This is a genomic window from Nocardioides sp. NPDC087217, assembly GCF_044744805.1.
In the GTDB taxonomy this organism is placed as follows: domain Bacteria; phylum Actinomycetota; class Actinomycetes; order Propionibacteriales; family Nocardioidaceae; genus Nocardioides.
In genome coordinates this window covers 343,949-359,836 of the sequence record NZ_JBIUZB010000004.1, presented here as the reverse complement: position 1 = coordinate 359,836, position 15,888 = coordinate 343,949, and the positions used below count along the sequence as shown (strand labels likewise).

Genomic DNA, 15,888 nt, shown 5'->3' with positions numbered 1-15,888 from the left:
ATACTCGGTGAAGCGTTTCAATTCCTCGACCTCAGGAGTCCGCGTGCGCCGACACATCGCCGGGCTGGTCACGGCCACCCTCGCCGTCGTCCTCTCCCCCGCACTGCCCCCACTCGCCGCCAGCGCCGTTCCATCGACCGAAGACGTGGGCTCCGTGCCCGTCGTCGGCGAGCTGCGTACGAATGCGCTGGCCGACCCTCTCGGCATCGCGACGACCGCCCCCACACTCGGGTGGCAGCTCGACTCCGACCGTCGCGGTGTGACCCAGAAGGCGTACCAGATCCGGGTCGCGTCCTCGGAGCGACGACTCAGCTCCCCCGATGTGTGGGACAGCCGGAAGGTGAGGTCCGGGCAGTCCGTCGACGTCCGGTACGCCGGGCCGGCACTGAAGCCTCGCACCGACTACGTGTGGTCGGTGCGGGTCTGGGACGACGATGGCGTCGCCTCCGCGTGGAGCGAGCCGGCGACGTTCGCCACCGGCCTCGGCAAGGAGGCGTGGACCGCGGACTGGATCGGCGCGGAGACTCCCGAGCTGGGCGCGGAGTGGACCGACTACACGATCGAGTTCACCGCCTCGGACATCGGCGGAGCCCTGGGCGTGTACTTCCGTGGCGAGAACGCCGAGAACGCCTACATGTGGCAGTTCAGCGAGTCCGACGACGCGCTTCGTCCGCACGTGAAGCGCAACGGCGGCTACTCCGTGCTGCCCGCGAAGCCGGTCCCGAGCGGCTTCGACTTCGCCGCCGAGCACGACTACGCGATCACCGTCGCGGGCGACACGATCACGACCACGATCGACGGCCAGCAGCTCGACCAGCGCACCGATGCCACCTTCGCCGGCCCCGGGGTCATGGGCTTCCGCACCAACGGCGCCGAGCACGGGCTGGTCCACGACGTGACCGTCACCAGCGCCGGTGGCACCACCCTCGTGGACACCGACTTCCCGGCCGGCGACCGCACCTTCACCGCCGGCACCGTCACCGCCGACGGGCTCCGGGTCGACAACGCCGGCGGCGAGGCGTGGCTGCGCGGAGACGACGCGGTGCCGCTGCTGCGCAAGGAGGTCGACCTGGGCGAGAAGAGCATCGCCCGCGCCCGCGTCTATGCCTCGGCGCGCGGTGTCTACGAGCTGCGCCTCAACGGCGAGCGGGTCGGCGACGCCGAGCTGGCACCCGGCTGGACGGCCTACGACAAGCGCATCGACTACCAGACCTACGACGTGACCGAGCTGGTGCGCTCCGGATCGAACGTCTTCGGGGCCGAGGTCGCACCCGGCTGGTACTCCGGCAAGGTCGCGATGTTCGGCACCGACGTCTACGGCACCGACAACTCCGTGATCGCAGAGCTCGTCGTCGACTACTCCGACGGCACCAGCGAGGTCGTACGCACCGACGACACCTGGCGCACCACCGGCGGACCGACGCGCGAGGCCGACCTCCTCGACGGTGAGTGGTACGACGCTCGCCGCGCGGCGGAGGTCGAAGGCTGGGACCGGCCCGGATATGACGACCAGGACTGGGCCGCGGTCGCCGTCAGGGACGAGCCGACCGACGTGCTCGAGCCACAGACGGCCGTCGACGTACGCGTCACCGAGGAGCTCGAGACTGCGAAGCGGATCGACTCCCCGACCGAGGGTGTCTACCTCTACGACCTCGGCCAGAACATGGTCGGCCACGTCCGTCTCACCCTGCAGGGCGAGAAGGGCCGGACGGTCACGATCCGCCACGGCGAGGTGCTCAACCCGGACGGCACCCTCTACACCGCCAACCTCCGCAGTGCGAAGGCCACCGACACCTACACCTTCGGGTCGGACGAGCCCGAGACGTACGAGCCGTCCTTCACCTTCCACGGCTTCCGCTACGTCGAGATCTCCGGGCTGGACGAGGCGCCCGATGCCTCCGACATCGTGGGCGTCGTGGTCGGCACCGACGGCGACCTGGCCAGCACGCTGGACACCAGCTCGGACCTGGTCGACCAGCTGCAGAGCAACATCGTGTGGGGAATGCGCGGCAACTTCCTCTCCATCCCGACCGACACCCCGGCTCGCGACGAACGGATGGGCTGGACCGGTGACATCAACGTGTTCGCCCGGACGGCGGTCTACAACATGGACTCCGAGTCGTTCCTGACCAAGTGGCTGCAGGACCTGCGTGACACCCAGCGACCCAACGGATCGCTCCCCGGCGTGGCCCCGGTCGTCCCGGGCCGCTTCGACGGCGGCTACGAGTCGGCCGGCTGGATGGACGCGGGCGTGCACGTGCCCTGGACGCTGTGGCAGGCCTACGGCGACACCGGCGTCATCACCGAGAACTACGACATGATGAAGCGCTACGTCGACTTCCTCGACGCCGACTCGACCGGGCACATCCGGTCCGCCGGCGGCTACCTGGACTGGCTCAACCTCGACGACCCGACACCCGCGGACGTCCTGGACACCGCCTTCGTCGCGAAGAGCACCCGGGAGTTCGCACAGATGGCGAAGGCGATCGGCAGGGACGCCGACGCCGCTGCCTACCAGGCGCGCTACGAGGCCATCCGGGCTGCGTACCAGCAGGCGTTCATCGCAGCCGACGGGTCCGTCAAGGGCGACAGCCAGACGGCGTACATCCTCACCCTGACCAACGACCTCGAGCCCGAGGACCGGCGCGAGGCCGTCTACGACCAGTTCGTGCAGACGCTCGAGCGGCGTGACTACCACCTCTCGACCGGGTTCCTCGGCGTCGACGGGCTGCTGCCCGCGCTGACCAAGGCGGGACGCACCGACATCGCCTACCGGCTGCTGCAGCACGAGGACTACCCGTCGTGGGGTTATGAGATCGGCAAGGGCGCCACCACGATCTGGGAGCGCTGGAACTCGATCAACCCGGACGGCACGTTCAACGACGTGGGCATGAACTCCTTCAACCACTACGCCTACGGCGCCGTCGGCGAGTGGATGTATCGCACCATGGCCGGCGTCTCGGCCGCCGAGCCCGGCTACCGCAAGATCACGATCGCCCCCGAGCCCGGAGACGGTGTCGACGACGTCGACTACAGCCTGCAGACCCCGTACGGCACCGTACGCAGCGCCTGGGCGACCCACGACGGGCCGATGACCCTCGAGGTGACCGTCCCGGCCAACACGACCGCCGAGGTGCGGATCCCCGCCGCCAACCGGTGGGCGGTGACCGAGGGCGGCTCGCCGATCGAGGACTCGGAACACGTCGGTTTCGTGCGTGAGGACGAGGACGTGGTCGTCCTCGAGGTCGGATCCGGTGACTACAGCTTCGCGGTCGCCCCCGCCCTCGGGGACCTCGGCGCCGCTCGGGCGGAGACTGCCGCGACGGCCGCGAACGTCTCCTCCCTCGACCTCGCCGGCCCCGCGGGCAGGGCCGCCAAGCGCGACCTCGCGAAGCGGACCGCGTTGCTGCGCGGCCAGATCGACGAGGCATGGGAGCTCGCCGCTGGTGACGCCGAGGAGGAGCGGATCGCCGAGGCGGTCCACCATTCCCTCGCAGCGGCCGCGTACCTCGACCGAGCCGTCCAGATGTACGCCGAGAACGGCACGCTCACCGAGGCGACCGCGGCAGGTCTGCGTGATCGGCTCACGACGATCGAGAAGAGTCTCTCGCGCGCCGCGGCCCGGCTGGTCGGAGCCGTCGCCGTCCTGCAGGTGCCCGACGAGGAGGTCCTCCCCGGCGATGTCGTCGAGGTGTCGGTGCGGGTCGACAACTCGGGCAAGCAGTCGCTGCAGGAGGTGACCTCGTCGCTCGAGGTGCCGGACGGATGGACCGCGGAGACGGTCGGCGCGCCCGCCGGCACCGTGCCCGCCGGCGGACAGGTCGAGCACGCCTATGAGGTCACTGTGCCGGAGGATGCGGCCGTGGGTCCCGCGGAGCTCAGCGGTGAGCTGTCCTACAGCCGCTCGGGTGGCACCGCCAGGCTCCCGGTGGGAGGCACCCTGATGGTCGGACCCGGCGTGCAGATCACCGCGACATCGAGCGCCCCGGCATCGGTCGACGGCGGACAGACCGCGACCATCACCGCCACACTGCACAACCGCAGCGACGTCACCCAGCGCGGCGAGCTGTCACTGACCGGTCCCGCCGGCTGGTCGGCGGAGCCGGTGGGCTACGAGATCCCGGCCGGTCAGGACGCCGATGTGGACGTAGAGGTCGTCGTGCCGCAGACGGTCGTGGCCGGCCCGGTCTCCCTGACCGCGGCGACCGGAGCGACGCCGGCGGAGCAGGCGGCGGCCACCGTGACCGTCGGACTCGCGACGCCGCCGTCGGAATCGACCGATCACGTCGACCTCGGTGAGACCACCTCGGAGACGGCGCACCGACTGACCGCCTCCGAGCGGTCGGGGACCAATCAGGAGGCCGGGCTGACCCGCCGCTACACGCACTCCTCCTACCCGGGCGGCTGGTTCGAGTTCGACGCCGCGGTGCCGACGGATGGATCGTTCGTGGTCCGTATCGTCGAGACGTTCGACGGCGCACGGCGCAAGACCTACGACGTCGAGCTCGACGGTCAGGTCGCACACAGCGTCGACCTGACCCGCACCAGCGGCGGGCAGGGCACGATGACCCACCAGTTCCTGGTGGAGCCCTCGGCGATGACCGCTGACGGCTCGGTGCGGATCCGGTTCCGGGACACCGGCGCCGACTACGACCCGTCGGTCGCCGACGTGTGGGTGGTGCCGGCGGCATGAGCCTCACCCGAGCGCAACGACGCGCAGCTGGTGAGGTGGTGGACAGTTCTGCACCCATTGATCCCGGCACTCTCGGCACAACAGATAGGTGTGGGTGCAGCGGTCGTCGGGGCAGAGCACGGTCACCGCGTACGCCGCCACCTCGCCACAAGGCTCCGCGTCGCTGTCCGGGCTGCCGCAGCTGCACTCACAGGCAGGCCGCTCGCCGAGCTCCTCCTCGAGCCGGTCGATCTCCTCATCGATGGTCGTGCTGATGGTCATGACATCTCCTCCGTCTGGATCGGATGTCGTCCTCACCACCACTTAAACAGAGACCACCGACAGTTCTGCTTCATGGATCGTGGTCTCGAAGCCGAGATCGGGCCGTGAGCCTCCGACCGGGGTCAGCTGCACGACGACCCCGGTCGCCACGTCCAGCGCGATGTCGTACGCCTCGGGGTAGACCGTCCCCGGGGACGGCTCCCAGTCCGGGTCGCCGTCGCCGTACTCGTCGCGGTCGGAGACCCAGGACCACAGCAGCGGACAACACCCGCACCGCGGCTCGTACTCGTCCCCGGGCACCGCCCTCGCCCACCAGGTCTCCCGACCTGCTCGCTCCGCCGAGCGCAGGTCGCTCAGCACGACGTCGGCGGAGAGCTCCTCGGGATCCAGCATCGACACGAAGAAGTAGTTGTTCCACATCGGGTCGTCGATGTCGTGGGTGTAGGCCCGCGACCGGCTCTCCACGAGACCGTCGGCGCGCAGGACCGGCTCCGGATCGAACACCGGAGCCTCACCCCGCACCACGCGGTCCCCGCTGGCGTCGCGTACGCGGAGCCAGCCAGGTCGGCGCAACCAGCATTCGACGTCGCCGTCGTCCCGCGTCCGCCAGGTGAAGTGCAGCGCGGAGAAGCGCCACGGCGACGATCGGGCGAGCGCCTGGAAGGTGTCCTCGGTCAGCGGGATCTCAGCTTCCATCGGACCCACCCTCGTCCAGCCAACGGCCGTTCCGCATCAGGTGGCGTCCCTCGAGCTCGTTCTCCTCTCGCCACGCCTGGACCTTCGTCGGCCGGACGCGGATCAGGCTGTCCGCCCACCTGCTCGGGTCGCCGCCCTGCTTCTCGACGTAGATCTCCAGGACCTGCTTCGGCGTACGTTCCATCGGCTCGACCTCCGCACGACCGTCGATGATCACGACGTCGCGCAGCTCGCCGAGCGCCAGGCGTACGACCGGGGAGGCGGACAGGTTGCGCTGGGTGCGCGCACCGCCCATGCTCGCGATCCAGATCTCGCCCTCCCACCACACGAACGAGATCGGCACCAACCACGGCTGGTCGTCGTGCGCGGAGGCGATCCACAGGTCGATGTCGTTCTCGAGACGGGCGCGGGTGTCGGAGAGTCTCTGGGCGAGGGAACGAGGGTCGGCAGCCATGGCCGCACCCTAATCCGCGGTCGTCCCGGCGGAGTAGCGGTTTCCGGATGAGGCTGTGGGGGAAGAATGGGCACATGGAGACCTGGGAGTTCGAGGCCGATCTGTGGCCGTGGAAGGACGAGACCGATGCCTGGATCTTCGTGACCGCGCCGCCCGAGGTCACCGAGGAGATCCGCGAGGCGTCGATCGCGACCGGCCCGCCGCGCGGCTTCGGGTCGGTCAGGGTCGAGGCCCGGATCGGCACGACCACCTGGAGGACGTCGGTCTTCCCAGGCCAGGAAGGCTATGCGCTGCCGATCAAGAAGGACGTACGCCGCCGCGAGGACCTCCAGGTCGGCGACCGTGCGCTCGTCTCGATCACCCTCGTCTGACCTTCGCGAAAATCCCGCGCGAAGCCGACCACCGGCGTGGTTGGCTCGGCCACAATGAGCGCCCGAATGCACGACGACGAGCTGATGATCGACGCGGACCTGGTGCGGTCCCTGCTGAGGCGGGACCTCGCCGCGTACGCAGAGCTTCCCCTCCGCCCGCTGGACTCGACCGGGTCGACCAACCGGCTCTTCCGACTGGGCGAGGAGCATCTCGTACGCCTCCCCCGCCAGCCCCGCGGATCCGCCGCGATCACGCAGGAGGCGCGCCGGCTGCCCGGCTTGGCGGCCAACCTCGCCGTGGCGACACCCGAGGTGGTGGCGGTCGGCGAGCCGGGCTTCGGCTACCCCGAGCGCTGGAGCGTCGTGCGCTGGCTCGATGGCGAGAAGCCCGCCCCCGGCGCGAGTGGCGTCACCGCCGCGGACCTGGCCGCGGTCGTGACCGGGCTCCGCCGGACCGAGGTGCCTCAGGAGGCGCTCGCCGACCCCGAGCTGCGCTGGTATCGCGGCGAGCCGATCGCCGGCTTCGACGCCGACGTCCGGTTCCGCCTCAAGGAGTGTCGCGAGCTCGCCGATCTCGAGCTGGACCTGGACACGGTCGAGGCCGTCTGGGACGAGGTGATGGCCCTGCCCCCGGCGGAGACCGGGACGCACTGGCTCCACGGCGACCTGCTCGCCGAGAACCTCCTCGCCCGCGACGGCCGCCTCACTGCCGTACTCGACTTCGGCGCCCTCTCCGTCGGCGACCCCACCGTCGACCTGATCTGCGCCTGGGAGCTCCTCGACGCCGCCGGCCGCGACGAGTTCCGCACGATCCTCGACCTCGACGACGCCACCTGGCTGCGCAGCCGCGGCTGGGCGCTCTTCATCGCCGTCATGACGTTTCCCTACTACTGGCAGACCATGCCCGTACGCTGCGCCGACCGGCTTGTGATGGCTAGGGCTGCTCTGGGCGGCTGAATGGTTTGCCTTCCAGCGTGGGTGGAGCCAATACCGGGATTGCGTTGGGAGATTTAGAAGCAGGGTGTCTGGGTTGGGTGCCATTTGCCTGTCTTGCGGGCTTCCAGCAGCGGTCTGGATTTGGGTTTGGGATACCTGTCCCTGATTGCGTTTGTCCGCTTTTCCCGTGGCTTGGCTTTGTCTTGTGTGGTAGGCTCGGCGCAGGCGTAAACGTGAAGGCCGACCACCTCGAAAGAGGCGTGCCCCATCCACCCGGGAGATAACGGGGGTGGGGTAATCCAGGGGAACCAGGGGCGTACACGCTGAGCTGCGAGGGTAAGTAATAGCCCGTACTGCCGGGCCTCCGAGACCAGCGAACCAACCGGGATTCTGCACAGGCAGAAACCCTTGAGTTCGTACGTCGGGAGGTGACCGGTTCGATGACCACGCTGCAACAGCCCCAGCACCCTGTGCTGGGGGCGGTGGTCGCGGTCACTGCCTCGCTTGCCTGTGTCTCTGAGGCGAATCCGGTGTTCATGGCCACTGACCAGAAGGCCACCACCTTGCTCGAGATCGCCCGCGCGAAAGCCCAGCTGGCTGAGCTCGAACTGCGCGTGCTCGCCACCGCCGGTGACGTGGCCGCCGAGAGCGCGGCGCGGGATGTCGCGGCGTGGCTGCATCACCACACCCACCAACGCCCCGAGACCCTCCGAGCCGACCTCCGGCTCTCTGAGGCTTTGGATCGGACCTATCACCAGGTCGCGGAGGCGATGCGCCGCGGTGCCTGCAACCCCGCCCAGGCCCACGTGATCCTGAATGCCCTCGACGACCTGCCCGCCGACCTCGACCCCGAGATCCGCGTCAAGGCCGAAGAAGCGCTGGTCGCCTATGCGACCCGGTTCGACCCCACCCAGCTGCGTCGCCTGGGTCGCCGGATCCTCGACGTCATCGCCCCCGAGATCGCCGAAGCGGAAGAAGCGAAACGCCTCGCCGCCGAGGAAGCCCACGCGAGGAAGAAGACACGCCTGGCCATGCGGCGCCTGGGGGACGGCACCACCCGGATCACCGCAGTGGTCCCGGACGCGACCGCAGACCGGCTCGCCACCACCCTCGAGGCCTTCGCCTCACCCCGCCGCGATGACGGCACCCGCACCGACACCGGCGACTACCTGCCCTACGACCGCCGCCTGGGACGCGCGTTCTGCCAACTGCTGGAGACCCTCGATCCATCGCGGCTGCCGATCCACGGCGGCGATGCGACCACGGTGATCGTCACCATCGACCTCGACCAGCTCCGCAAAGAAGCCGGCATCGCCCAGATCGTCGGTGGCAGCCCGATCACCGCCGCCGAAGCCCGGCGGCTGGCCTGCACCGCAGGCATCATCCCGGCGGTCCTCGGCGGCGCCTCCGAGGTCCTCGACCTGGGGCGCAAGGAGCGGTTCTTCACCGCCGCCCAACGCCGTGCGCTCCTGCTGCGTTCGGCGACCTGCGAGGCCGAGGGCTGCGACATCCCCGGCACCTGGGCCGAGGCCCACCACTGGATCGAATGGACCCAAGGCGGGGCCACCGACCTCGACAACGCTGCCCTGCTCTGCAGCCATCACCACCACCGCGCCCACGACGCCACCTACCTCCACGAACGCTTACCCAACGGCGACATCCGATTCACGCGACGCACATAGATGGCGCTAGCCGCGGGCTTTGAGCCGAGAGCGAAGGACGAGCCGGGCCGCCGGTCCGAGATCCTCGATCACCTCGACGAGCGCGCCGAGCTGCTCGAGCGAGGCGAAGGCCGAATCCGCGCCGGCGCGGTCGACACCGTCGTACATGAGCAGTCCGATGAACGCCGAGCTGATCGCGCGCGACAGCCCAGGCGCGTCCACCACACCCTCGACCGGGCTTCCCTTCAAGGCGCGAGCGACCGCGGCCTCGACCTCGTCGTTCCATCGACCCAACGCGTAACGCGCTGTCTCGGCCAGCGTCTCGTCGCGCTGCGCACCGGCCAGGAGCTGAGCCATCAGCGTGATGTTGCCGGCGGCTCGCTCCCGCTCATGGAGCCCGCGCCCGAGCTCCAACAGCTCACCCAGCGAGGTCACCTCCGCGAGCTCTGCCCGGTAGGACGCCGCCGCCTCGTCCGTCGCCGCTCGGCATGCCTGGTCGACGAGATCCATGACGGTTCCGAAGTGGTAGAAGACCAGCGCCTGGTTGACCCCTGCCCGGTCGGCGACCGACCGCGCCGAGAGACCGGCGATCCCCTCCTGCTTGAGCAGATCGGTGACCGCCGACATCAGCTTGGCCTTGGTGGGGTTCATTCTGCGGCGGGCTCCTTTGTGACGAGCAGGTTGTAGCCGATCAGGACGAGACCGAGTATGCCGCCACCGATGAAGCCCACGAACGCGCAGAGCAGGGCGATCCACGGCCCGGCATGGATCCATCCTTCCGCCATCACGAGTCGCACGGTCGACACCACCGTTCCCGCCAACGCAAAGTAGACGAAGGTCTCAGGAGTACGCAGCGCGCGGATCCGCGCACGACGGGTGATCGCACGACCGAAGAATCCCGCGAGCAGACCGGCAGCGACAGCCATGCCGACGAAGATGGCGAGGTCTTCCGAAGACGCATCCAGGCTCGCCCCCGAGAACATGACCTGACTGAGCAGCACGAACGTCAGCCCTGCCGCGACGATTGCCGGCCACGCCCGCTCCGCGACCGCCGAGGGCCGAAGCAGCGACACCGGCGCCACCAGAACGGCAAACGGCAACCCGGTCATCGCACCCATGACGCCGCCGATCACTCCGCCGATCACTCCGCCGAGGACCGCCCCCAGGACAGGCATGAGAAGGCTCCCGAAAGCACCGCCCATCACCAACCCGAGCACCACGCCGAACAACCATGCTCGGAGGAACGCTCCGAAAAAGATCCGCACCAGACCCGCCACGTACGCCTCCTCCAACCAATTTGAGCGATTGCTCAAATTCAAGGTAGCGCACCTCTTGAGCGATCGCTCAAATAGGCCGTATCGTCCGATCTATGAAGATCGTCATCCCCGGTGGGACCGGCCAGGTCGGAGGCATCCTGCGGCGTGCCTGGAACATGCGCGGACATGAGGTCGTGGTGCTCTCCCGCCACCCGGAACAGCTGGAGGAAGGCGTACGTCATCAGGTCTGGGACGGCCGGACGATCGGCCCGTGGGCCGAGGAGATCGACGGCGCGGACGTGGTGGTGAACCTCGCGGGCCGGACGGTCAGCTGTCGCTACACCGACGCCAACCTGAAGCAGATGATGGACTCGCGCGTCGAGTCGACCCGGGTCGTCGGCGAGGCGATCGCGAGGGCGGTCAACCCACCGAGCACCTGGCTGCAGATGAGCACCGCGACGATCTACGCCCACCGCTTCGACGCGCCCAACGACGAGGCGACCGGCATCATCGGCGGCAGCGAACCCGACACCCCGGCCTACTGGGAGTTCTCCACGAGGATCGCCAAGAGCTGGGAGGCCGAGCAGGCCGCGGGGGCGACACCGCACACCCGCAAGGTGGCGCTCCGCTCGGCGATGGTGATGAGTCCCGGCAAGGGCGGCGTTCTCGACGTACTCCTCACCATGGCGCGCCTCGGTCTCGGCGGGCCGGTCGCTGGGGGCGACCAGTTCGTCTCCTGGATCCATGAGACCGACTTCGTACGCGCCTGCGATCTGCTCATCGGGCGCGATGACATCTCCGGACCGGTGAATCTGGCAGCACCAGGACCACTGCCCCAACGCGACCTGATGCGCACGCTGCGCGCGGAGGCCGGGATGCCGATCGGGTTGCCCGCCACCCGCTGGATGGCCGAGATCGGAGCGTGGGCGCTGCGTACGGACACCGAGCTGCTCCTCAAGAGCCGTCGTGTCGCGCCGGGGAGGCTGCTCGAGGCTGGCTTCGAGTTCGAGTACGCCGACTGGGCCTCCGCCGCCCATGACCTGGTCAGCCGGGCCCGGCGTCGGACACGGCAGAGAAGGACGCGGCAGAGAAACCAGTCGCATCGCCGAGCCGGATCGGCCACGATGAAAAGGTGACTCGCGCGACCTGGCAGCCCCGACCCGACGACGCCGAGACCCTGAGGCGGTTCTTCGGCAAGGACGGTCGGCTGCTGACGATCCCCTCGAAGCACGTCAAGAAGCTGGTGGTGCTCAACCAGCTCGCGCAGGCCTTCGAGCCGGGGAAGGTCTACCCCGAGCGGGAGGTCAACGAGATCCTGGGGCGGTTCCACGAGGACGTCGCCGCGCTGCGCCGCTACCTCTTCGAAGAGGGGTTCATGATGCGCGAAGACGGCTACTACTGGCGCGACGGTGGGAGCGTGGAGGTCTGAGCGGCGAGGGTCTCGCCCGTCGGGCATGATTCGGCCCATGACGATGCCGGACCAGTCGGGCCAGCCAGCGCCCGGACAGCCGCCCGTGGGGTGGATCGACCTGACGATCCAGGGCAGCCACATGACCTCGAACATGATCGTGCCGACGGTGCTGCTCAACGGCCACCAGATGCCGACGCAGTACGGCCGGAACGTCTTCCCGGTGCCGCCGGGGCGCTGGAACGTCGACATGTACGCCCAGTGGACCTGGAAGTTCGGCAAGGCGTCGCTGAGCTTCGACGTCGCCGAGGGCCAGACCGTTCCGGTCTTCTACGCCACGCCGCTGACCGGGTTCAGCAAGGGTGCGATCGGCCACGAGAAGCAACGCAAGCCCGGAGTTCTCGGATTCGTCCTCATGATGGTCGTGCTGCTGCTCTTCATCGTCGGCATCGTGGCCCTGGGCGTGGTGTCGGGCTAACCCCGCTCGCGGGGACGCCGGCCGGACTGTCGGTGCTCACCGATACCGTCAGCCTTGTGACCACCACAGAATCACGCGGCCGAAGCGAAGCCCGGCGCAACAGCCGGGGCTACGCGGTCCTCGACGTCGAGACGACCGGGCTCGACCCCTACCGCGACCGCGTGATCCAGGTGGCGATCCGCCAGATCGCCGCCGACGGCACCGCCGAGTCGGAGTGGGAGACGCTGGTCAATCCCGGCGCCGGCGTCGACCCGGGGCCGGTCGAGGTGCACGGCTTGACCAGCGCCGACCTCGCCGGTGCCCCGCTCTTCCGGGACGTCGCCGCCACGATCGCCCAGCGCCTCGCCGGCCGAGTCTTCGTGGCCCACAACGCCGCGTTCGACTGGACGTTCGTGGCCGTGGAGTCGGACCGTGCCGGCGTACGCCTCGAGGTCCTGGAGTGGCTGTGCACGATGCGGTTCGCGAAGGCGCTCGCGCTGGAGGTGCCGGACAAGTCCTTGGCGACCATCGCGGCCTACTACGCGGTCGAGCAGCTGAAGGCCCACGACGCCGGTGACGACACCCGGGTCGCCGCGGAGATCCTGCTGCGCGAGCTGGCCGACGCCGACCGAGTCGGGCTCACCCTGCCGCTGGTGGAGTGCAACACCTCCCGACACCGGCTGAAACGGACCGTACGGCGTTGGTTCAGCCGTGTCCGGCGACCGCTTCACTGAGAGATCGTCCCACCATCCGGGACATTTCCCGCAGAAATGCAACCGGAGAACCCGGTTCGGACATCACTATGTCGCCGGCCCCGCGTTACTTGAAGTAACAGCACCTTGAGGGCCCTGCTCCGAAGTGAGGCGATGAAGATGGTCATCCGGGGATTGGTCGCCGGGGCGCTCGCCGCCCTGTTGGCAACGACGTTCGCGGCCTGCGCCGTGGAGCCGGCCGCCGCACCTGGGGCCGAGGCGACGACCTCGTCCGCCGCGGCCTCCTCTTCAGCGAGCCCCTCGCCGAGCGCCTCGCCGACACCGTCGCCCAGCGCGAAGCCGAAGCCCGAGCCGAAGCCGTCCCCGACCTCGGGCCCGCGGCTCTTCGGCAAGGGTGACAGCGGCGACAACGTACGTGACCTGCAGGCGCGCCTGAAGCAGATCGGCTGGTTCAACGCGGGCGTGACCGGGTTCTACGGCAACGTCACCACCGAGGCCGTCTCCGGGTTCCAGGGCAAGCGCGGCATCGCGGTCACCGGCTTCGTGGACCAGACCACGCTCGACCGGTTGCACGCGATGACCCGCGAGCCGACCGAGGCCGAGCTGACCGACGCGCCCCCGCCGGTGCCCTCCGGCAAGCTCGACCCGCGCTGCCTGACCGGTCGGGTGATGTGCATCGACAAGTCCACCTCGGTGCTGCGCTGGGTCGTCGGCGGAACCGTACAGCTGAGCGTCGAGGTGCGGTTCGGCTCGCAGGAGCTGCCCACCCGTGAGGGCCAGTTCTCGGTCTTCGCCAAGAGCCGCGACCACGTCTCCTCCATCTACAAGACCCCGATGCCGTTCGCGATGTTCTTCTCCGGGGGCCAGGCGGTCCACTACTCCCCCGACTTCGCCGCCAACGGCTACAACGGCGCCTCCCACGGCTGCGTGAACGTGCGCGACTACGGCGCCATCACCTCGCTCTACGACCAGGTGAACATCGGCGACGGCGTGGTCATCTACTGGTCCTGAGAACCGCCGCGTGCGGCCGTCCGGCCCTCGGGCAGGATTGAGGAGGCGTACGTCCCGCGTCTTAGGCTTGAGCCATGAAGGCGCTGCTCCTGGAGAACATCCATCCTGTCGCTGTCGAGAACCTCGAGAAGGCCGGCTTCGAGGTCGAGCTGCGCAGCAAGTCTCTCTCCGAGGACGAGCTGGTGGCCGACCTCCCGGGCGTGACGCTGCTCGGCATCCGGTCCAACACCCACATCACCCCGCGCGTGCTGGACGCGGCCACCGACCTCAAAGCGATCGGCTGCTTCTGCATCGGCACCAACCAGGTCGACCTGGTCGGAGCCGCCGAGCGCGGCGTGGCCGTCTTCAACGCCCCCTACTCCAACACCCGCTCGGTCGTCGAGCTGGTCATCGGCTACATCATCTCCCTGGCGCGACGACTGCCGGAGAAGACCGAGAAGATGCACGCCGGCGTCTGGGACAAGTCCGCGAAGGGCTCCCACGAGATCCGCGGCCGCACGTTGGGCATCGTGGGCTACGGCAACATCGGCACCCAGCTCTCCAACATCGCCGAGGCACTGGGGATGTACGTCATCTTCTACGACATCGCCGACCGGCTGGCCCACGGCAACGCACGCCGGATGAAGTCCCTCGACGCGCTCCTGGAGGAGGCCGACGTGGTCTCCATCCACATCGACGGACGCCCGGGCAACCTGGGCATGTTCGGCGAGGAGCAGTTCGCGAAGATGAAGCCGCGGTCGCTGTTCATCAACGCCGCGCGCGGCTTCCTGGTCGACAACGACGCGCTGCGCAAGCACATCGAGTCCGGCCACATCGCCGGCGCCGCGCTCGACGTCTTCCCGATCGAGCCCAAGGCCCAGGGCGACGCCTTCGAGAGCCCGCTGCAGGGTCTCGACAACGTCATCCTGACCCCGCACGTCGGCGGCTCGACGCAGGAGGCCCAGGAGGAGATCGGCTGGTTCGTCTCCGGCAAGCTGCGCGACTTCATCCGCTCCGGGTCGACCGCGCTGAGCGTCAACCTGCCGGCCGTCCAGCCGCCGCCGCTGGCCGCCGGTGCACGCCTCGCGCTGCTGCACGACAGCGTCCCGGGCGTGCTCGCCGAGCTCAACGCGCTGCTTGCCGCCGAGGGTGTCAACGTCACCGGTCAGTACCTTGCCACCGCCGGTGAGACCGGCTTCGTGGTGACCGACGTGACCGACGTACCTGCGACGACGCTGGAGAAGATCACAGCCAACCCGCACACCAGGTGGGTGCGCGCCTACCACGCCTGACGCTAGCGTTCTGGCTCATGGAGCTCCCGCAACATTGGCCGCTGCCAGAGGCGACCGACCTTCTCGATGACGTCCTGGCAGCGTACGACGAACCGACCCGCCGCTATCACGACCGCCGGCACCTCACCGAGGTGCTGGACCGGATCGAGGAGCTGCGGGCGGAGGGAGAGCGCTTCGACCCGCTGACGGTCACCCTGGCGGCGTTCTTCCACGACTCCGTCTACGACGGGGAGCGGGACGCCGAGGAGCGTTCGGCCACCTGGGCCGAGGACGCGCTGGGCGCCCACCTGGATGCCGACGCCGTGGCCGAGGTCGCCCGGCTGGTGCGGCTGACCGAGACCCACGATCCCGCCCCCGACGACCACAGCGGCCGGGTGCTCTCCGATGCCGACCTGGCGATCCTGGCAGCGCCGGCGGAGCGTTATGCGGAGTACGCCGCGACCGTCCGCGAGGAGTACCAACACCTCTCCGACGAGGAGTTTCGCATCGGTCGTGCCCAGGTCCTCGAGCGGCTGCTGGAGAAGGAGTCGCTCTTCTCGACACCCTTCGCGAGGATCAGCTGGGAGGCCGCCGCACGAGCCAACGTCTCGGCCGAGCTGGAGACCCTGGACACATACCTGTCACACGATCGATAACGATTCGTAAAGAACCGCTCCCCGGTGACAGAATTCGTCGGTGAGCGAGCTTCAGCGAGGGAACC

16 protein-coding genes are annotated in these 15,888 nt (G+C 69.1%); 11 read left to right on the top strand and 5 right to left on the bottom strand.

The annotated features are described in order from the left end of the window. Window positions 1-43: 43 nt before the first annotated feature. On the top strand, window positions 44-4,693 hold the full coding sequence (locus tag ACIO3S_RS19845) for a family 78 glycoside hydrolase catalytic domain (protein ID WP_400467307.1): 4,650 nt from the start codon (window positions 44-46) through the stop codon (window positions 4,691-4,693). 3 nt (window positions 4,694-4,696) lie between these two features. Here ACIO3S_RS19845 and ACIO3S_RS19840 read toward each other — a convergent pair whose 3' ends face one another. From ACIO3S_RS19840 to ACIO3S_RS19830, 3 genes are read right to left on the bottom strand one after another with little or no spacing between them, the layout of a single operon-like run. Then, complete coding sequence (locus tag ACIO3S_RS19840; RefSeq protein WP_400467304.1) at window positions 4,697-4,954, bottom strand: hypothetical protein; 258 nt, start codon at window positions 4,952-4,954, stop codon at window positions 4,697-4,699. Window positions 4,955-4,996: 42 nt separating this feature from the next. Continuing rightward, window positions 4,997-5,650: a hypothetical protein gene (locus ACIO3S_RS19835; protein ID WP_400467301.1), complete on the bottom strand. Its 654-nt coding sequence runs from the start codon at window positions 5,648-5,650 to the stop codon at window positions 4,997-4,999. Beyond that, on the bottom strand, window positions 5,640-6,104 hold the full coding sequence (locus ACIO3S_RS19830; RefSeq protein ID WP_400467298.1) for a pyridoxamine 5'-phosphate oxidase family protein: 465 nt from the start codon (window positions 6,102-6,104) through the stop codon (window positions 5,640-5,642). Before ACIO3S_RS19830 ends, ACIO3S_RS19835 begins: the two co-directional genes overlap by 11 nt. Before the next feature lie 74 nt (window positions 6,105-6,178). On the opposite strand from ACIO3S_RS19830, the gene ACIO3S_RS19825 reads away from it, so the two are divergent. The 3 genes from ACIO3S_RS19825 (at window position 6,179) to ACIO3S_RS19815 (ending at window position 9,093) form a co-directional block, all read left to right on the top strand. After that, complete coding sequence (locus tag ACIO3S_RS19825) at window positions 6,179-6,475, top strand: DUF1905 domain-containing protein (protein WP_160026948.1); 297 nt, start codon at window positions 6,179-6,181, stop codon at window positions 6,473-6,475. A gap of 54 nt (window positions 6,476-6,529) precedes the next feature. Further along, a complete protein-coding gene (locus ACIO3S_RS19820; protein WP_400467293.1) occupies window positions 6,530-7,432 on the top strand; it encodes an aminoglycoside phosphotransferase family protein in 903 nt (300 codons plus the stop codon). A gap of 419 nt (window positions 7,433-7,851) precedes the next feature. Next, window positions 7,852-9,093 carry a DUF222 domain-containing protein gene (locus tag ACIO3S_RS19815; RefSeq protein WP_400467290.1) on the top strand — a complete coding sequence of 414 codons (1,242 nt, stop codon included), beginning with the start codon at window positions 7,852-7,854 and terminating at the stop codon, window positions 9,091-9,093. A gap of 6 nt (window positions 9,094-9,099) precedes the next feature. On the opposite strand, the gene ACIO3S_RS19810 is transcribed toward ACIO3S_RS19815, so the two are convergent. Continuing rightward, complete coding sequence (locus ACIO3S_RS19810) at window positions 9,100-9,723, bottom strand: TetR/AcrR family transcriptional regulator (protein WP_400467287.1); 624 nt, start codon at window positions 9,721-9,723, stop codon at window positions 9,100-9,102. Beyond that, window positions 9,720-10,349: a hypothetical protein gene (locus tag ACIO3S_RS19805; RefSeq protein ID WP_400467284.1), complete on the bottom strand. Its 630-nt coding sequence runs from the start codon at window positions 10,347-10,349 to the stop codon at window positions 9,720-9,722. The genes ACIO3S_RS19810 and ACIO3S_RS19805 overlap by 4 nt, the downstream gene beginning before the upstream one ends. A 92-nt stretch (window positions 10,350-10,441) precedes the next feature. On the opposite strand from ACIO3S_RS19805, the gene ACIO3S_RS19800 reads away from it, so the two are divergent. The 7 genes from ACIO3S_RS19800 to ACIO3S_RS19770 all read left to right on the top strand — a co-directional run bounded on the left by ACIO3S_RS19800 (window position 10,442) and on the right by ACIO3S_RS19770 (window position 15,823). Then, a complete protein-coding gene (locus tag ACIO3S_RS19800; protein ID WP_400467281.1) occupies window positions 10,442-11,464 on the top strand; it encodes a TIGR01777 family oxidoreductase in 1,023 nt (340 codons plus the stop codon). Continuing rightward, window positions 11,461-11,757, top strand: coding sequence for a DUF2087 domain-containing protein (locus ACIO3S_RS19795; protein ID WP_160026936.1), 297 nt, complete (start codon window positions 11,461-11,463; stop codon window positions 11,755-11,757). The genes ACIO3S_RS19800 and ACIO3S_RS19795 overlap by 4 nt, the downstream gene beginning before the upstream one ends. A 37-nt stretch (window positions 11,758-11,794) precedes the next feature. Then, window positions 11,795-12,214: a hypothetical protein gene (locus ACIO3S_RS19790; RefSeq protein WP_400467278.1), complete on the top strand. Its 420-nt coding sequence runs from the start codon at window positions 11,795-11,797 to the stop codon at window positions 12,212-12,214. A gap of 56 nt (window positions 12,215-12,270) precedes the next feature. After that, window positions 12,271-12,927 (top strand): exonuclease domain-containing protein, encoded by a 657-nt coding sequence (locus ACIO3S_RS19785; protein WP_400467275.1) that lies wholly within the window; start codon window positions 12,271-12,273, stop codon window positions 12,925-12,927. Between the two features lie 138 nt (window positions 12,928-13,065). Then, complete coding sequence (locus ACIO3S_RS19780; protein ID WP_400467272.1) at window positions 13,066-13,917, top strand: peptidoglycan-binding protein; 852 nt, start codon at window positions 13,066-13,068, stop codon at window positions 13,915-13,917. A 74-nt stretch (window positions 13,918-13,991) separates the two neighbouring features. Then, window positions 13,992-15,188 carry a phosphoglycerate dehydrogenase gene (gene serA, locus ACIO3S_RS19775; RefSeq protein WP_400467269.1) on the top strand — a complete coding sequence of 399 codons (1,197 nt, stop codon included), beginning with the start codon at window positions 13,992-13,994 and terminating at the stop codon, window positions 15,186-15,188. A 17-nt stretch (window positions 15,189-15,205) separates the two neighbouring features. Then, window positions 15,206-15,823: a hypothetical protein gene (locus ACIO3S_RS19770; protein WP_400467266.1), complete on the top strand. Its 618-nt coding sequence runs from the start codon at window positions 15,206-15,208 to the stop codon at window positions 15,821-15,823. The last annotated feature ends 65 nt before the right edge of the window (window positions 15,824-15,888 follow it).

Bases quoted from the DNA above. Each gene is read 5' to 3' on its own strand.
- serA (WP_400467269.1), top strand. From the start codon at position 13,992: ATGAAGGCGCTGCTCCTGGAGAACATCCATCCTGTCGCTGTCGAGAAC.
- ACIO3S_RS19835 (WP_400467301.1), bottom strand. From the start codon at position 5,650: ATGGAAGCTGAGATCCCGCTGACCGAGGACACCTTCCAGGCGCTCGCC.
- ACIO3S_RS19820 (WP_400467293.1), top strand. From the start codon at position 6,530: ATGAGCGCCCGAATGCACGACGACGAGCTGATGATCGACGCGGACCTG.
- ACIO3S_RS19830 (WP_400467298.1), bottom strand. From the start codon at position 6,104: ATGGCTGCCGACCCTCGTTCCCTCGCCCAGAGACTCTCCGACACCCGC.
- ACIO3S_RS19780 (WP_400467272.1), top strand. From the start codon at position 13,066: ATGGTCATCCGGGGATTGGTCGCCGGGGCGCTCGCCGCCCTGTTGGCA.
- ACIO3S_RS19825 (WP_160026948.1), top strand. From the start codon at position 6,179: ATGGAGACCTGGGAGTTCGAGGCCGATCTGTGGCCGTGGAAGGACGAG.
- ACIO3S_RS19800 (WP_400467281.1), top strand. From the start codon at position 10,442: ATGAAGATCGTCATCCCCGGTGGGACCGGCCAGGTCGGAGGCATCCTG.
- ACIO3S_RS19790 (WP_400467278.1), top strand. From the start codon at position 11,795: ATGACGATGCCGGACCAGTCGGGCCAGCCAGCGCCCGGACAGCCGCCC.
- ACIO3S_RS19815 (WP_400467290.1), top strand. From the start codon at position 7,852: ATGACCACGCTGCAACAGCCCCAGCACCCTGTGCTGGGGGCGGTGGTC.
- ACIO3S_RS19840 (WP_400467304.1), bottom strand. From the start codon at position 4,954: ATGACCATCAGCACGACCATCGATGAGGAGATCGACCGGCTCGAGGAG.
- ACIO3S_RS19770 (WP_400467266.1), top strand. From the start codon at position 15,206: ATGGAGCTCCCGCAACATTGGCCGCTGCCAGAGGCGACCGACCTTCTC.
- ACIO3S_RS19810 (WP_400467287.1), bottom strand. From the start codon at position 9,723: ATGAACCCCACCAAGGCCAAGCTGATGTCGGCGGTCACCGATCTGCTC.